We start from the raw sequence: 16356 nt of genomic DNA on the forward strand, positions 1-16356 counted from the left end.
TGTATCCCTCCTTCTATCCTTAAATTGGCAGTACGTGAAAGAATACATTAGGTGATGCCATCCGATAATAATAACTTGACCATCCTAAGCCTGTAGAGTTTTCAATGTCATGATAATACAATCTTTTTTGTTCCAATTCGTCAATAAAATCGATTTCTCCACTTACATACTCATTAATTCGATAAATAGCAGTTTCCAGCCTTGACTTTAAGCCACCGTAGCGAATATCAATTACTTCCCAGCCAAACGGCTTATGCATATGTAGCCATTGTTTACGATGGGCCAAACGTAACACCTCTGCTTTATCTATTATTTCAGGAAGTACCTGATCTGCAATATGCTTTAATTCTTTGTTATCCCCTCTATCATAGGCTGCTTTTAATTGTACACCGATCGTTGCTTTCACACTCAACAATTCAGCCAACTTTTCTGGGACATCAAAAATATAATCCAACGCATTATTTCCATCTCTTGATACACGTATCTTGTTTGCTAATGCTTTGTAGTGGGAATATAAATCAAGTCCTTCCACATGTTTATCAAATAAACCCAATAATACATCTTGCCATAGTAAAAATTTTGATGGATTCGTTTGTTCCTTATTATTTGGATCTACACCAGGTATGGCATCAAGCTCATTTAATAGTAGGTAAGTCTCTGCATCAATACCGGTGCAAAACTTCACCCGATCATGAAGCTTGCTTCTATCCAACGTTCGTGCATACGCATGCTCAGCATATAATTGTAACCCTAACATTGCTGAAAAATAATTATTTTCATAACCGTCATCTCCCCATAGCGTTACAAATACGTCTTGAATACCCTCTTGTTTACAAGCCTGTAATGCCGCATCACTTGCCCCAAGAGACAAGCCATAATTTGTGGCAAATGTATTCCAAACCCATATTCCACCTGCAAAGGCAGGCTTCCTTCCGAATGCTTTGTGCTTTTTCATCATTGCCAGATATTCTTCCTTCTTCGTATGTGCATAATCCCAATACATGAGGGTAACATTCTTCGGTGTTGCTTCAATTATTTCATCAGGAATTTCAGTCATTAAATCATAATGGGCATCCCCCGTTTTAGAGGCAAGCTTCATGAACATATCACTCCACATCATTGGCATCAGTCCATTTTCGTCCACAATTTCAAGCACTCTATTCAGGTGACCAGTCATTAATTCCAATCTATCTTTATGTCCGAATTTATTTAGATACACGCCTCTCCCAAGTTCTTCTGCTTCATCCATACCAATATGAATTCGCTTACTTCGGAAAGGCTTCGTTACTGACTCTATCATGTCTCTAACAAATGTATAGGTAGCTTCACTTTCAACTAACAGTACACCGCGCGTATCCTTTAATCCACTTGCATCACTCCATTTTAAAAATTCCTCTAAATGAGCAAGTGTTTGAATACATGGTATAAGCTCAATACCAAATTGATGGGCATAATCATCCAGCTGGTTTAATTGATCTAGAGAATACCTTCCCCTCATATAACCGAAATATGGTTGGCTTTCAATTTCATATACATCCTCCATGTATAGCATTGCAGAATTAAAGCCCATTAGTGCTAGCTTACGAAGCATATCCTCAAATCGTTCTGGTTTCATTACTGCGTTTCGTGATAGGTCAAACATTGGACCAATAGTTTCAAACTGTGCATCCTCTTCAATATGGAATGTTTTTGACCGAGCATAGTTCTCTAACAACAAGCCTAATCCTCTGAAGAAAGCCGCTTTCTTATCATAGACAATTTCCCCTTGACCATTCTTTAATGAAACTGACAACCCTTTATCAGCTTGTTTAATTAAAATAGGGATACCATCTTCTGCTAATTCAAAATTCAAATCTGATTGTAATTCTTTTATTGCAGATAACAGATTATTTGTAGCGCCTTTCAGCATTAGCTTCATAACTAATTCCTCCAATTTCCATTATAGAATATGCTAACATCTAAATTTATAACTTAGTTAGAGATTATATGTGCCAAAGTGTCCGTGTAATCCTACGTTTATCCTTTTACTGCACCTGAGGTTGCACCTTTTTCAATTGTTTTTTGTGCAAATAAGTAAAAGATAATGACTGGGACTACTGTCATAGCTATAGCAGCTGTCATTAATCCATAATCTGTCCCATACTGAGAGCTAACATGTGATAGCAATACAACAATTGGCCGAACATGTTCTTGTTCAACTAATACAAGAGATGTGAACAAATCATTGTATGACCATAAAAAGACGAAGGTCCCTACTGTACCAAATATCGGGAGCGAAACAGGTAAGAACACTTTCGTAAACATCTTCCAGCGACTGCAACCATCCATTAATGAAGCTTCTTCTAATTCTTTAGGTATGGTAGCCATATAGCCACTAATGACCAAGATAGCAAACGGAAGATTTCCTGCTGTTTGCGGAATAATCAATGCCAAGTGCGTATTAACAAGCTCTAAATCTATCATCATCCGATAAACGGGCACGATAGTTGCAAATGCTGGAATTAATAGACTCATAACTAATATCGTCTGTAATGCCCCGCGTAACCGGAAGCTTAATCGAGCCATTACGAAGGCTGCTAATCCACCAAAGAATAATACAAAAAAAACAACTGAACCAGACATAATAAAACTATTCAGATAACTTCTACCGATATCTATTGTATCAAATGCATTGATATAATTCTGCAATGTTGGATCAGTTGGTAGTTTAAATGTATCTGTAATGATTTCTCTTGATGGTTTAAAGGAGTTTAAAAATACCCAGACTAGTGGGAAGATGGTTGAAATCGACCATATAATAAGAATGGTGTATATAAAAAGTTTTCCATACTTCGATTTTGAAAAGAATCGACCTTGAAATTTTTCCCAAAATGTAAGTCTATTAACTTCTGTACGCAAATCTTTTCACCTCTTTTTCTAATTAATAAGGTTCAAAAAATCATTGCTAATTTATACCTGTTAAGCATCTTTAATATGTTACTTCATCTTTATTACCCAAAAGCTTGTTTGTTAAAAATGCTAGAGAAAGCCCAATTACGACCATCAGCACCGCTAATGTTGCTCCGTAACCAATCGCACCATCATTAAAGGCTTTTTGATACATATATGTACCCAGTACCTCGGAGGATCTTGCTGGTCCTCCTCTTGTAATAATATAAACTAGTTCAAATATCTTCAGAGCACCTGTAATCGCTAGTACTAGACATGTTTTTAAGTCACTGACGATAAGTGGAATCGTTAATTTGGTCATTCGTTGAAAACCTGTTATACCTTCCAGATTCGCTGCTTCGTAGTAATCATCTGGAATTTTTTCAATTGCTGTTAATATGATTAAAAAGTAAAACCCTACATAACTCCAAATTGTAGGAATAGCAACCATATAAAGCGAAGATTGTTCTGTAAGCCAAAGCACTCTATCAAACCCTAATCTCACTAATATTTCATTAAGTAATCCATTTCGATGATTATAAATTAATGTGAATAGTAGCCCGATAGCAGCACCAGAAATAACGATTGGAAAGAAGAAGGTTGTACGAAAGAAACGAACACCGTGTTTTATGGAGTCAACCATTACAGCTAATACCAAAGCAATACCTACCTGGAAAACAGCTACATACAGCATTAATTCTAATGAATTTAACGTTGCACCAATTGCAATCTCATCTTCAAAAAGTCTTTTGTAGTTATCCCAACCGATAAATTTAGAATTAAAAAAACCATCGGTGTTATAAAAACTTTGAACAATATTTTCAAAAAAAGGATAATACAAAAAGATTGCTGAAATTAAAAAAGCAGGTGCTAAAAAAAGAAATATAACTAATCTATCACCCTTCATAATAAACCCCTTTTTGATTTTATTTGCAGGAGGAGGCTGAGACAAATGTGTTTTTTATTCACATAATAATAAGAACGATTTCACCTGAATCAATTCGGATTATTTGTTTACTTGAAACAGGTTCTATCATGGCTCCAGCAAAATACTGCGCTTCGTATCAAAATTCGGCTTTTGGGTTAACTATTTTTGCTTCGCCCCAGACCCTCTTCCTGGCCATTTGAAATATACTCCCTTTCCACAGACAGCGCTTTCTTTATCGTCAGTATATATCCACTTACTACTGGAACTAAACAGTTGCTGCTTCTATTCAAACATTTTGATTATTTACTCTAGAGCAGCAGCCTCCTCCAGAACGTGTTTACCTGTTTTCTCACCGCTAACAATTTGTGGTACACTTGTACGAATATGCGTAAATGCTTCAGGTAAAATCCTATCATTAATTGGTGAAGCAACTGCATTCGCCTCCTCTACCATTTTATGACCTGCAGCGATATTTTCTGGTAGATCTGTTAATGCTCCCTTCGCAGGAACCTGTCCAGTAGCTTCTGCAATTCGTACAATATTTTCCTCAGATGTTAAGAAGTTAAAAAGCTCAACAACTGCATCACGCTTTTTATCATCTTCATAAGCCTTGGTACTGATGAACCATCCCTGTGAAGCACCACCTACAACATCACCAGTAGAGCCTCCATCACCATATACCGGCATTGGTAATACAGCTATATTTTCAGCAATCTCCTCAGGCATTGCCCCCCAAGCCCATGATCCTTCGAAAAGCATCGCAGCTTGTTCCTGATGAAATAGGCTGGCAGCGATGGATAAGTCAATTGTACCTGCGTCCTCTGGGAACGCTCCCATTTCAGCATGTTCCCCAATCTTATCCAAGCCTTCTGCCCATGCAACATTTTGATCAGCCAAGCTCGCGTTATAATTTTCAATTCCACCTGCTGCTAGTGCATAATGTTCAACTACATAATAAGAATCTTCGGTAGATGCGGCTACTGGAATAATATCTGTCTCTGCAAATTTCTTAATTGCCTCTTCATATTTCTCCCATGTGGTTGGTAGTTCAACACCATGTTCCTCAAATAACTTCTTATTTACAAATAATCCTTCATAAAATCCAGTTTGTGGTGCAGCGTAAATATTCCCATCTTCACGACGTTGCTGTTCTAGCATGGAATCATAATTTGAAAGATCAACACCTTCAGCCTCTTCCAAATTCACTACTTTACCAGCTTCAATAATTCCTTCAGCATCTACTGTATTAAAATAAAACATAAGATCTGGTTCATTATTTGACGTAAAATCAGTATTTACTTTAGTACGTATCGTTCCTGCATCAGCAGATTGCGATTCATTAATAATCGAAACATGCTCATTATCAGCTTTAAACTCTTCTAAAAGCTTCTCGAATACTTCTCCTGCTGGATCGGTACCTGCCATTGTAGTAACAACTCTTAATTCAACATCTTCCTCTGCGTTGGCTTCTTTACCGTTTGATTCCCCTGATGAATCAGTATTTTCATCACCGGTACAAGCAGCAAGAAGTAGTACGCAGATTGACATAACAAATAGTAAAAAACAAATACTCCTTTTTTCCAACATGATTTCCCCCTTGTTTTGTTATTACAAATAATACAACTAAAGTAACATTTAGTTGTCTATACCGATAGTACCAGTTTTCTGAAAAATGTCAATATTTATAAAGTGGAATTTCAATTAGTTGAGAGTCTTATTTATCTTCTACGGATGGTTAGTACCACGAGGGTATGGCCTAAGGCCCTGAAACCAATCGGACATTTACTGGCAGTCCACCCCACACTTATCCAGATTGCTTTCTCTTTATTGCTTGAAGCGAGGGGCTTACTGCCAGTTATATGCGGGATAAAAAAATAATCGTTATCATCTATTCAAATAAGTTTGTTATATCATTTTACTAGCACCATTTATCATGATCAGCTTAATTACCAGCTCAATACCTAATCAAAACAACTAACTGCTTTATGTAAAGCGAACTCTTGAAAGCCGATGCAAAATTGGTTCCGTACAATTTTTAGTTTTGCAGTAACTATTACCCATGATAAAGGACTCCAATGAATAGTAATCGTCAACTGAATTTATGATTTTCCGTAAAAATGAGTGCAGAAATTCCGTATATATGAAGAAATTTTGCCTCCATTGACTTGATTCACTACGTCCTAAATTATTTATATAGGTACATATACCAATATATTTTTATAAACGCTTTAATTATTTATAATTTTCTATTAAAAACAACAACTTCGCTAGACAACTATATAATTGGGTGCTATTCTAAAAATATATGCCTAAAAAGCTAAGTAACATTACCCATCTAAAGAAACATGAAAAATAACTTCCGTTAAAAGAGCGTCCAATATAGCTCGCTTAGGACACTCTCCAAAATGGAGGAAAACCCTAATAAAACCATACTTGTTTACATATATTCAATATTAAATGTAAATATAGATTTCAAGGAGATCTTAAAATGATTAATAAAAACTCCCCCATCCCGATCTATCATCAGTTGGAGGAATATATTAAGCAACAAATTGAAAATAATGATTTAAAACCAGGTGATGTACTACCGTCCGAACGTGAATTTGCTGAAACATATAATATTAGTCGAATGACAGTAAGACAGGCCATTACTAATCTCGTAAATGATCAGCTTCTTTATCGAATTAAAGGTAAGGGCACTTTTGTCATGGGTCCAAAATTTGAACAAAAGCTTCATGGCCTTACGAGTTTTACGGAGGAAATGCGAGCAAGAGGCATGCAAACGAGCAGTAAGCTTCTTCATTTTGAAATTGTTCCTGCCGACAATGAACTTGCATCACAGTTGAATATTCCGGAATATGCACCTGTCTATGAAATCAAACGAATTCGGCTAGCTGAAGATATTCCGATGGCATTAGAGCGTACCTATATCCCAGCAAATTTAGTAATGGGTATTACGGAAGATATTGTTCAGCATTCACTATATCAGTATATTGAGAATAACTTACAATTAAAAATCACGGACGGTTTTCAAGTCATCGAAGCAGCTATTGCCACAGAGGAGGAAGTAACGCATTTACAAATAGAAAAAAACGCACCTATTCTTTTAATGCAACGAACGACTAATTTAGAGAACAAGCATACATTAGAAGTTGTGAAGTCCTCTTACCGTGCAGATCGATACAAATTTATGATTGATCTCGTTAGACATTAGTTTTATAGAGGAACAGACAAAGCGTTCTTCCTTTTCGAGGAGTCTACGTAGAGTAGTCTTTTGTTCATCTTCAGAAGGGGCTGTTCTATATCGACCACTAAATTCTTTCTAATAAGGCATGACTGCGACGGATTTTATACAGATATTTTTTATAGTCTAGGAACTCAAATAAAATTTGCCCATGTGGATAATTATGGGCGTATTGAGCCGCGTCCAGCTCCAGCACCCAGATACGATGCGAATTCACGAATCGCCCTATGATAAGTCATCATCGGCTCGCAAGCTCACCGTGATTCCTTTATCTCCGTTGACTCGCTCCGGTCACTACGTTTCTAATCGGGTGCTTCCGCTTTTTTTATTTCATTTTCCTCTTCTATTCACGTAATAATACTTATAAACAAGAAGGAAAGGATGATGTATCATGAATACAATATTTTCTATTACTTCCAAAAAACATTCGGAGATGATCGATATTACTGCCCAATTAAAAAGCTGGGTTGGTGAAAATAATATAAGAGATGGAATTTTAGTTGTACAGTCCATGCATACAACAGCCGGAATTACAGTAAATGAAAATGCAGACCCAGATGTGAAGTCGAATATGCTAATGCGCTTGGATGAAATTTATCCATGGAATCACGTTCAAGATAAACATGTTGAAGGAAATACTGCTGCTCATTTAAAAACAAGTACTTTAGGGCACGCACAAACACTAATTATTGAAAATGGAGACCTTGTCCTTGGTACATGGCAAGGAGTTTATTTTTGTGAATTTGATGGTCCTCGCCAAAGAAGATTACATGCAAAGGTAATCTCCTGCTGAATAGGACACTTATGACTTATAATTAAGGAGTACCATAAGAAAACCAAAGCTGAAAAAGGAGGACCTTAAAAGTGTCCTCCTTTTTTCATATAACTACTTTCGATTAGCGAGATCTTGTTCAGCGATTTTTATCATTCGCTTCACCATTTCGCCCCCTACGGATCCATTCTCACGTGCAGTTGTGTCAGCTCCAAGCTCAACATGCTGCTCATTTGCGATTTCATATTTCAACGCATCCACCGCATTTTGTGCACTTGGTACTACTAGCTTATTACGATTTTCTGCCATTGGAATTCACTCCTAGGGAAAGTAGTAGAACAGTATAAGACTGTTCTCTCTTACTATGTGATTTTTTTAGGAAATTACACATTTTTTAACTTTTCCCATACCTCCGTTCGTTTTACTACTTTTTTAAGGTTCTACTTTGCCGTCATCTCCCATTGCTTAACAAAGCTCAATAATTATAAATTGGCTCTGTTTGTCAATCCTACTTTGTAAATAGTTTGAGTTTACCAATTCTCTCCACGGCTTCTACCAGACGTTGCTCAGTTACAAGCAATCCAACCCGAATATAACCTTCTCCTCTATTTCCAAAACCGTTCCCTGGAGCTACCGCAACATGCGCCTCTTCTAACAAGAGATCGGCAAAAGACTCGGATGTAAAGCCCTCTGGAACGGGTAACCAGGCGAAAAAGGTTCCTTTCGAAGGTTCTACCCTCCAACCAATCTCTTGGAGTTTGCTTACAAAGACATTTCGACGATGTTCATACGTTTTGACAAGCTTGACTACTGCAGACTGATCTCCAAGCAATGCTTCTTCAGCAGCTTTCTGTATTGCACCAAATATACTGACATACAAATGATCTTGAATGAGATTAAGACCTTCGACAACAGAATGATTTCCAACAGCAAAGCCTACTCGCCATCCTGCCATGTTATACGTCTTTGACAAGGTATACACTTCTATGCCAACATCCTTTGCTCCTTTAGATTGCAGGAAGCTTTGAGGCTTTTTCCCATCAAATCCCATTGCTCCATAGGCAAAATCGTGAACAACACATGTATGGTATCTTTTTGCAACAGCAACTGTTTCATCAAAAAACGCTTTGCTAGCGAGTGCTGCCGTTGGGTTATTCGGATAATTTAAAAACATCAGCTTTGCCTGTTCCCATTTCCTCCTGCAAATTTTAGAATAATCCGGTAGAAAATGGTTCTCTACTAGTAATGGCATTAACGCTATCTTTGCATCAGCTAATGCTATACCTGACATATAATCTGGATAACCTGGATCTGGTAGTAAAGCTAAATCACCAGGATTAAGTAGACATTGGCTTATTTCTACTAGACCAGCTTTAGCCCCAAACAAAATAGCTACTTCAGTATTTGGGTCAAGGTTTATATTATATTCACGTCTATAATATTGGGAAATAGCTTCTTTTAGAAAAAATTGGCCTCTAAATGGTGAATATTGATGATACAAAGGATTTTCAGCTGCCTCTTGTAATTCCTTGACAACATGAATAGGAGTAGGTAAATCTGGGTTTCCTTGACCTAGATTAATTACATCATGACCTTGTTCTGTTAACCGCTCAACCTTCTGCACAAGATGGGCAAAGAATTGACGCGGCAACCGTTTTAATGTATTTGAATAAGTAAAGCTTTGCACGTTCTTCATCCCCTCAGCATGAACATACTATTTTATACATGTTAGCTATTGTACGAAGAATTGTAAAGATCTTTCAAAATAGATTGACAACTAGAATAAAAAAGTAAGAAAATATGTTTTAAACTCTTTGTATTGTCAAGAAAGGTTATCGTTGGAGAAAACTAATCTTGTTCATACATATAATTCCTAAATGAGCAGCAATTGGAGGCTAGTAGCATGGGAGAATTTCTTACCATATTAAGAGATATCATTTTACCCATTTTCATCCTTATGACCATTGGCTTCTTTTTGAGAAAAAATTTAATCTCGATTTGCAAACATTAGCAAAGCTTAAATCTATTTAGTACCTAGCTCACGGATATTGTTTTAACCGATGACAAATTACAATTAGTTTTTTCTCTTTATGTTTGGACATTTGGTAAGTGTTTCGTAAAATAAGCGGCAAGTACTAATAAAAGTATGGAAATTCCCCAGCTAGCAATCCCCATTAGCTGAAACACGTATGCTACATAATTGATACATGCGGATAATAACAAGCAAATAGGCGTAAGAGCAGTCTTCATCCCTGTCACTCCTGCCCTCTTACGATTTCTTATAATAACGAAACCTGCGATCAGCATTACAAATGGAATGATACTCCATAAACCATCAGCTATCATCTTCATTTCCCCCTTCTTTTACAACGATTAGATGTGAAACTTCAATTATTAGGAATCCTACTGTCAGTTATATGTGGGGTAAACAACAGTGTATTACCTTCATTCTACCTTTTTGAAAAAAATATTCAAATTGTGAACTTCGGCGTTTTCCCTGTGAACTTCATCATTATTCAACTACAAACAACCCCACAGCAACTATGCTGTGAGGCTGTTCGCACTACACCCACCACATCTCGGTGGGCGCTTCTTTAATCGTTACCCTTTTTAAGTTCTTTACAGCTGCTTGAAAGCCTTCATCAATGGACATGATTGGATCTTCATGCTCAATGCTAATTACATAATCATACCCATACGTACGTAACGCACTAATGATGTCGGACCATTCTTTTTCACTATGACCATAGCCGACAGAGCGAAAAGTCCAGGCACGACTTTGGACACTTGCGTATGGCTGCATATCGGTAAGCCCATACATATTAACATTATCTTGATCAATATACGTATCTTTTGCATGAAAGTGATGAATTGCATTTTCTTTTCCTAAAATTTTTATTGCAGCAACAGGATCGATTCCTTGCCACCACAAATGGCTTGGATCTAGATTAGCACCGACAGCATCGTTTGTCGCTTCTCTTAATTTAAGCATCGTATACGGAGTATGCACTAGAAAGCCTGCATGTAATTCAAGGCCGATTTTCACACCATGATCCTTGGCAAATTGACCTGCTTCTTTCCAGTAAGGAATCAATTTTTTCTCCCATTGCCATTTGAGTATATCTGAATATTCGTTTGGCCATGGTGTAACGGGCCAATTCGGATATTTCGATTCCTCGTTGGAACCTGGTGTGCCAGAGAACGTATTAACAACTGGCACATTCATAAGCTCCGCTAATTTCACCGTTTTCATAAAGGTATTATGAGAGGATTGTGCATAATTCTTATTTGGAGAGACTGGATTATCGTGACAACTAAATGCACTAATCTTTAAACCTCTTGAATGAATTTTATCTAAGTATGCTTTTCGTTTCTCTTCACTTGCTAATAGTTCGTCGACATTACAATGTGCTGCTCCAGGGTTGCCGCCTGTTCCAATTTCAACTGCTTCAAGCCCTGATGCTTCGACATAATCAAGCATTTCTACAAACGATTTTTCTGCAAATAATACAGTAAATACGCCTAGTTTCATTTGTCACTCCACCCTTTCTTATGTTAATTTCACGCTGCTTCCAGTTTTACTACTTTGATAAATAGCATCGATAATTTTCGTTACCTTTAATGCCTGTTCAGGTTTTACTACTAATTCCGCTTTCCCTAAGCAGCTATTAACGAAGTTTTCTGCTTGAGCAAATCCAGCCTTAGTTTCATTATGTTCTACCTCAGCATCGCTCTTCATAAATGTTCCAAGCCTTGGTTGATACAATTCAAACGGATAGACACTTAGCCCCCCATCTACTCCAGAAATACTTAGATGCTTTGTATCTTCTTTAATATTGGCTGACCATGAACACTCTAATAACATGGAAATGCCATTTTCAAAGGTAATATAGCCAGATACATGGTCATCGACATTAAAGGTTTCATGATCAAAGCTACCCCAATCGTTAAGTTGATTCGGTAGTTTACTTAATCGATTGTATGTTGTACCCATAACCTCGACAGGCCTCGGATCTCCTAATAACCAGATTGCTAAATCTAGCAAATGACAGCCATAATCAATTAAGCTACCTCCACCTTGTAATTCTTTGTTGGTAAAAACCCCCCAACCAGGTACCTTTCTTCTTCGCAATGCTTGAACCCTTGTTACCAATGGATCGCCAATTTGCTGCTGTAAAACTGCCTGTTTCGCAAGCTGTGCTGAATCTGTATGCCGATAATGATAAGCGATGGCCAACTGTTTATCTGCTTTATCTGCAGCTTCTACCATTCGCTCACACTCAGCCGTCGTCATCGCCATCGGCTTTTCACATAGTACATGAACACCTGCTTCCAATGCGGCCACTGCAATTTCTGCATGAAACTTATTCGGTGTACAAATGACAACTGCATCCACAACAGTGAATAATTCATGATATTGCGCAAACGTTTGTGGTATCGAATAAGCTGCTGCTACTTCTAAAGCTCGCTCTTGATTAACATCTTGTACGGCAACCAACTCCACGCTTTCTTGTAATTCTTGAAACGCTGGAATATGTCTACTTTGGGCGATTCCGCCTACACCAATCAAACCTACTTGTAATTTATCCATAACTTACCTTCCTATATTTTTCTAATATTGTTTGGTTTTACTAGATTCTAAAGCTGTCAACATTACGTCAAGTGACTTGAGTCCTTCTTCGCCATTAATAAGAGGTTCTGTGTCATTAAGAATCGAACCTACAAAGTGATCCATTACATGAGTTGAGGTTTGCCCACCTGCTTCATTAGATTGAATACCACCCAAATCATGCTTGGTTACTTCTCCATTTACATAATGTACAATAAAACAATAGTTCGAATCAGCTTCTAAACGCATGATGCCTTTTTCACCATAAAACGTTGTCGCATTATCCTCTTTTGAAACATAAAGCCCAGCTTGCTGTTCCGATAATGCCGCTTTCCGTTTTTAGAATACATACAGAATTATCATCAACATCCGTCTCCGTTTTAGCATTTGTCTCCACAAAGGCAGCTACTTCTCTAATTTCTTCGCCAAGAAGATAACGAATTAAATCTGCCTTATGTACACCCATTGCTCCAATGAAAGCTTGATCTTTTTGGAAGAACCAGCTCGCTTTCCCATCGATACTCCAACCTTCTGGTCCGCCATGATCAAATGTCGTTCGGAAGCTATATATCTTTCCTAACTCACCGTTTTCAATAATTTCTTTTGCTTTCTGGTGAGAAGGTACAAATCGTTGATTATGACCAATCATTAACTTTTTACCATATTTACTCGCAGTAGCAATCATTTATTGCGCCTCTTCTGGGCTTGTTGCCATTGGCTTCTCACATAACACATGACAGCCAGCCTCCAAAGCTGCAATAGATACAGGGCTTCTCTTTCTCCAACAGTTCTTGGTAATTTGTATAAGCATTCGCTTGAAAGTCTATTGCTATCTCTTGAACTCGCTCATGAATGATATCACAGACAGCAACAATTTCGATTTGATCGTTGGCTTGATATTCTACTAAATGTCTATGTCTAGCAATACTTCCACAGCCAATCACCGCAACACGTAACGATGCCATTTCCAATCTATCCTTTCTTGGAAATTTCTTCTAACGGTTGTTTATTACCATACGTTGGCTTTTTACTTTTGGGACTCGCGGCCCATTTCACACCATTAGTAATAATTCGTTGGATTTCTTGATTATGATAGGTTGGATACGTTTCGTGTCCTGGTCGAAAGTAGAAGATTTTCCCTTGCCCTCGTTTAAATGTAGCCCCACTACGGAAAACCTCTCCTCCCTCAAACCAGCTGACAAAAACCAATTCATCTGGCGCAGGTATATCGAAGTGCTCTCCATACATTTCTTCCTTCTCGAGTTCTACATATTCGCCAACACCCTCCGTAATTGGATGACTTGGATCTACTACCCAAAGCCGCTCTTTATCATCTGCTTCACGCCATTTCAAATCACAAGTTGTTCCCATTAGCTTTTTAAATACCTTTGAAAAATGTCCGGAATGTAAAACAATTAGCCCCATTCCCTCTAGAACACGTGTCTTTACCTGTTCTGCAATCGCTTCTTCAACCTCCTCATGTGCTTTATGTCCCCACCAGACCAAAACATCCGTTTTGTCTAGTACTTCATTTGTTAAGCCATGTTCTGGTTGATCTAGTGTAGCTGTTTGTGTCTTAAAACCTGCTTCCGTTAAAAACCGGGCAATAGTATGATGAATACCCTTGGGGTAAATCGCTTCAACTATTGGATTTTCCTGTTCATGACGAAATTCGTTCCAAACTGTGATTTTCATCTTGTAGTATATCCCCTTCGCCTATTAAGTTTTTTAATTCTTATGTCACCATTATTTTGTTAACATTTTGTTAATTATAATTCGCCTTCCTTCTTGATGTGATCGAACAGATGCTTCATTTATTAACGTAAGTTTTATAAAATCATCCTTCGTAATGCTTGGTTGTTTTTGTTCTTTAATTGCTTGTACCCATTGATCCAATGGTCTTGGCTTATCAGTCATTGGCTCATCCATTAACGTCCAATTATTTTCATTTACATGCATGCTTTTTATTTTCACTTCTCCCTCTTCTGCGAGTAAAGTTCCCTCTGTACCATATAATTCCAATTGAAATGGGCTGCCATGTGAAAGAAAACTCGTTTCAATAACTCCCAATGCTCCAGACGTATACTCGACCGTGACGACAGCTGTATCATCCACTTGATCACTCTCCTGCTGTTGTAAACGTGCATAAAGAGCTTCTGCCTCTCCTGCTAAACGATTCATTAAATAAATGGGATGTGCTCCGAGATCTATTAAAGCCCCTCCACCTGTCTGTTCCTTTCTGAAAAATCGTTCTGGGAGCCAGCCACGATCTTCTCCTTCATAAATAACACCACCATTATGTGCAAGACGACAGCGAATCATTGATAGCTTCCCAAGCCAGCCTTGCTCAAGCGCTTTCTCAGCATACAAAAACTCTTTTTCTACAAGTCTAGGAAGTGAACAACGCCTTGCTCTTTGACAGCTTCTAGAATTGCTTCACAGTCTTTTACCGTTAATGCTAGTACTTTTTCAGTAAATATATGCTTTTTATGCTTAGCTGCCTTTATAAGTATTTCTTTATGTCTATGAGTCGGTGTCGTTACGATAACAGCATCAATGGATGGATTTGCACAGACACAATCCAAATCCGCTTCGAATGGTACACCTAACTCCCTTGCCCATTGCTCACCTCTTGCTGTATCTTCATCCCAGACCATTTGAATATTTAATGCTTTATTATCCTTTGCTTCACGCGCGTAGTCGTCCGCGTGAACATGCCATCTACTCAATAATGCTACTTGGATGATTGTCATCTACCTCCTTCACTATTAATCAAAATATACAGCCTTACCAGTTTTGGCAGATTGATAGATTGCTTCTAGTATTTGGGTTACCACTAAAGCTTCCTTCGGTTTTACAATCGGTTCGTTATCCTGCATAATTGCATCAATCCAAAGGCGTGCTTCTAAATCAGCTGCACTTTCTGTTTCTCCATCATAGAAAGCGACACCTCCAGCATCTAAATCTACATTTGTTGTATACAACTTACCAAATTCTTCTCCATTAATACGTAATCCATCCTTCATGTCTGCACCACCATCCGTTCCACTTAATGAACATTTGGCTTCATCAACGTCTAATGAATTTAGTGCCCAGCTAGATTCCAGAATGATTGTAGCTCCATTCTTCATCGTAATAAATCCAAACGCTGAATCCTCAACTGTAAAGTCTTTTGGATCCCATGCCCCCCAAGGATTAGCTGCATTTTCTTTCTTACCTAACTGATGATGTGTTGCTCCCATTACAGCTTTAGGTTCATAATTGTCCATCATCCAAAGGGTTAAATCCAATGCATGTGTACCAATATCAATTAATGGTCCACCACCCTGCTTTTCACCATCTAAAAACACGCCCCAGGTTGGAACAGCACGCCTGCGAATTGCATGTGCTTTTGCAAAATAGATGTTCCCTAAATCGCCACGCTGACAAACCTGTCGCAAATACTGACTATCCTGACGAAAACGATTGTTATAGCCAATCGTAAGTTTTTTATTTGACTTCTCTGCAGCAGCCAACATTGCTTTTGCTTCCTCCGTTGACTTTGCCATTGGTTTTTCACACATGACATGCTTCCCAGCATTTAAAGCAGCTATCGTAATTTCTGCATGAGAGATATTCGGTGTACACACATGAACGACGTCGATAGATTCGTTAGCTAAAAGCTCCTTATAATGCTCATATATCATGGCATTAGCAACGCCATACTGATCGGCCGCCTTCTGGGCTTTTTCCTTTTTTGAATCGCAAAATGCTATTAATTCAACCTCACTAATTCTTGATAGACTTGGTAAGTGCTTACCAAAAGCAATTCCTCCACAGCCGATTATTGCAACACGTAGTTTTTCCATCATATTGATCACCCTTTATATTTAGTA

15 protein-coding genes and 1 pseudogene are annotated in these 16356 nt (G+C 38.0%); 2 read left to right on the forward strand and 14 right to left on the reverse strand.

Annotated elements, in window-relative coordinates:
• Window positions 1–19: 19 nt before the first annotated feature.
• From JUJ52_RS01245 to JUJ52_RS01260, 4 genes are all read right to left on the reverse strand, one after another.
• A complete protein-coding gene (locus JUJ52_RS01245; protein ID WP_205389024.1) occupies window positions 20–1918 on the reverse strand; it encodes a beta-N-acetylhexosaminidase in 1899 nt (632 codons plus the stop codon).
• A 98-nt stretch (window positions 1919–2016) separates the two neighbouring features.
• Window positions 2017–2898, reverse strand: a complete 882-nt coding sequence (locus JUJ52_RS01250) for a carbohydrate ABC transporter permease (protein WP_026682089.1) — start codon at window positions 2896–2898, stop codon at window positions 2017–2019.
• Window positions 2899–2968: 70 nt separating this feature from the next.
• Window positions 2969–3835, reverse strand: a complete 867-nt coding sequence (locus tag JUJ52_RS01255; RefSeq protein WP_205389026.1) for a carbohydrate ABC transporter permease — start codon at window positions 3833–3835, stop codon at window positions 2969–2971.
• A 324-nt stretch (window positions 3836–4159) separates the two neighbouring features.
• Window positions 4160–5443 carry an ABC transporter substrate-binding protein gene (locus JUJ52_RS01260; RefSeq protein ID WP_026682091.1) on the reverse strand — a complete coding sequence of 428 codons (1284 nt, stop codon included), beginning with the start codon at window positions 5441–5443 and terminating at the stop codon, window positions 4160–4162.
• Window positions 5444–6344: 901 nt separating this feature from the next.
• Between JUJ52_RS01260 and JUJ52_RS01265 the strand changes: the two genes are divergently transcribed.
• Window positions 6345–7070, forward strand: coding sequence for a GntR family transcriptional regulator (locus tag JUJ52_RS01265; RefSeq protein WP_121603838.1), 726 nt, complete (start codon window positions 6345–6347; stop codon window positions 7068–7070).
• Window positions 7071–7491: 421 nt separating this feature from the next.
• Complete coding sequence (locus JUJ52_RS01270) at window positions 7492–7893, forward strand: secondary thiamine-phosphate synthase enzyme YjbQ (RefSeq protein ID WP_205389027.1); 402 nt, start codon at window positions 7492–7494, stop codon at window positions 7891–7893.
• Between the two features lie 93 nt (window positions 7894–7986).
• On the opposite strand, the gene JUJ52_RS01275 is transcribed toward JUJ52_RS01270, so the two are convergent.
• The 10 genes and pseudogenes from JUJ52_RS01275 to JUJ52_RS01315 form a co-directional block, all read right to left on the reverse strand.
• Window positions 7987–8181 (reverse strand): alpha/beta-type small acid-soluble spore protein, encoded by a 195-nt coding sequence (locus JUJ52_RS01275; protein ID WP_026682321.1) that lies wholly within the window; start codon window positions 8179–8181, stop codon window positions 7987–7989.
• Between the two features lie 199 nt (window positions 8182–8380).
• On the reverse strand, window positions 8381–9559 hold the full coding sequence (locus JUJ52_RS01280; RefSeq protein WP_026682320.1) for a pyridoxal phosphate-dependent aminotransferase: 1179 nt from the start codon (window positions 9557–9559) through the stop codon (window positions 8381–8383).
• A 401-nt stretch (window positions 9560–9960) separates the two neighbouring features.
• The gene (locus tag JUJ52_RS01285) at window positions 9961–10218 is read right to left on the reverse strand and encodes a hypothetical protein (protein WP_051388398.1); all 258 of its coding nucleotides are present in this window, start codon (window positions 10216–10218) and stop codon (window positions 9961–9963) included.
• Between the two features lie 217 nt (window positions 10219–10435).
• Complete coding sequence (locus JUJ52_RS01290) at window positions 10436–11404, reverse strand: sugar phosphate isomerase/epimerase family protein (protein WP_121603841.1); 969 nt, start codon at window positions 11402–11404, stop codon at window positions 10436–10438.
• Between the two features lie 18 nt (window positions 11405–11422).
• The gene (locus JUJ52_RS01295; protein WP_026682317.1) at window positions 11423–12463 is read right to left on the reverse strand and encodes a Gfo/Idh/MocA family protein; all 1041 of its coding nucleotides are present in this window, start codon (window positions 12461–12463) and stop codon (window positions 11423–11425) included.
• A 21-nt stretch (window positions 12464–12484) separates the two neighbouring features.
• Window positions 12485–13446 (reverse strand): annotated as a pseudogene (locus JUJ52_RS01300) (Gfo/Idh/MocA family protein).
• Between the two features lie 7 nt (window positions 13447–13453).
• Window positions 13454–14176 carry a ThuA domain-containing protein gene (locus JUJ52_RS01305; RefSeq protein WP_026682316.1) on the reverse strand — a complete coding sequence of 241 codons (723 nt, stop codon included), beginning with the start codon at window positions 14174–14176 and terminating at the stop codon, window positions 13454–13456.
• A 51-nt stretch (window positions 14177–14227) separates the two neighbouring features.
• Window positions 14228–14851, reverse strand: coding sequence for a Gfo/Idh/MocA family protein (locus tag JUJ52_RS23545; RefSeq protein ID WP_308035989.1), 624 nt, complete (start codon window positions 14849–14851; stop codon window positions 14228–14230).
• Window positions 14852–14862: 11 nt separating this feature from the next.
• On the reverse strand, window positions 14863–15234 hold the full coding sequence (locus tag JUJ52_RS23550) for a Gfo/Idh/MocA family protein (RefSeq protein WP_308035990.1): 372 nt from the start codon (window positions 15232–15234) through the stop codon (window positions 14863–14865).
• 15 nt (window positions 15235–15249) lie between these two features.
• A complete protein-coding gene (locus JUJ52_RS01315; protein ID WP_026682314.1) occupies window positions 15250–16332 on the reverse strand; it encodes a Gfo/Idh/MocA family protein in 1083 nt (360 codons plus the stop codon).
• Window positions 16333–16356: the final 24 nt, after the last annotated feature.

It is taken from the genome of Virgibacillus sp. AGTR, from assembly GCF_016919725.2.
GTDB classification, from domain to species: Bacteria; Bacillota; Bacilli; order Bacillales; family Amphibacillaceae; genus Virgibacillus; species Virgibacillus salarius.

Excerpts from the sequence above, each read along its gene's own strand:
- JUJ52_RS01245 (WP_205389024.1), bottom strand. The coding sequence starts at position 1,918 with ATGAAGCTAATGCTGAAAGGCGCTACAAATAATCTGTTATCTGCAATA.
- JUJ52_RS01255 (WP_205389026.1), bottom strand. The coding sequence starts at position 3,835 with ATGAAGGGTGATAGATTAGTTATATTTCTTTTTTTAGCACCTGCTTTT.
- JUJ52_RS01260 (WP_026682091.1), bottom strand. The coding sequence starts at position 5,443 with ATGTTGGAAAAAAGGAGTATTTGTTTTTTACTATTTGTTATGTCAATC.
- JUJ52_RS01265 (WP_121603838.1), top strand. The coding sequence starts at position 6,345 with ATGATTAATAAAAACTCCCCCATCCCGATCTATCATCAGTTGGAGGAA.
- JUJ52_RS01270 (WP_205389027.1), top strand. The coding sequence starts at position 7,492 with ATGAATACAATATTTTCTATTACTTCCAAAAAACATTCGGAGATGATC.
- JUJ52_RS01275 (WP_026682321.1), bottom strand. The coding sequence starts at position 8,181 with ATGGCAGAAAATCGTAATAAGCTAGTAGTACCAAGTGCACAAAATGCG.
- JUJ52_RS01285 (WP_051388398.1), bottom strand. The coding sequence starts at position 10,218 with ATGATAGCTGATGGTTTATGGAGTATCATTCCATTTGTAATGCTGATC.
- JUJ52_RS01290 (WP_121603841.1), bottom strand. The coding sequence starts at position 11,404 with ATGAAACTAGGCGTATTTACTGTATTATTTGCAGAAAAATCGTTTGTA.
- JUJ52_RS01295 (WP_026682317.1), bottom strand. The coding sequence starts at position 12,463 with ATGGATAAATTACAAGTAGGTTTGATTGGTGTAGGCGGAATCGCCCAA.
- JUJ52_RS01305 (WP_026682316.1), bottom strand. The coding sequence starts at position 14,176 with ATGAAAATCACAGTTTGGAACGAATTTCGTCATGAACAGGAAAATCCA.
- JUJ52_RS23550 (WP_308035990.1), bottom strand. The coding sequence starts at position 15,234 with ATGACAATCATCCAAGTAGCATTATTGAGTAGATGGCATGTTCACGCG.
- JUJ52_RS01315 (WP_026682314.1), bottom strand. The coding sequence starts at position 16,332 with ATGATGGAAAAACTACGTGTTGCAATAATCGGCTGTGGAGGAATTGCT.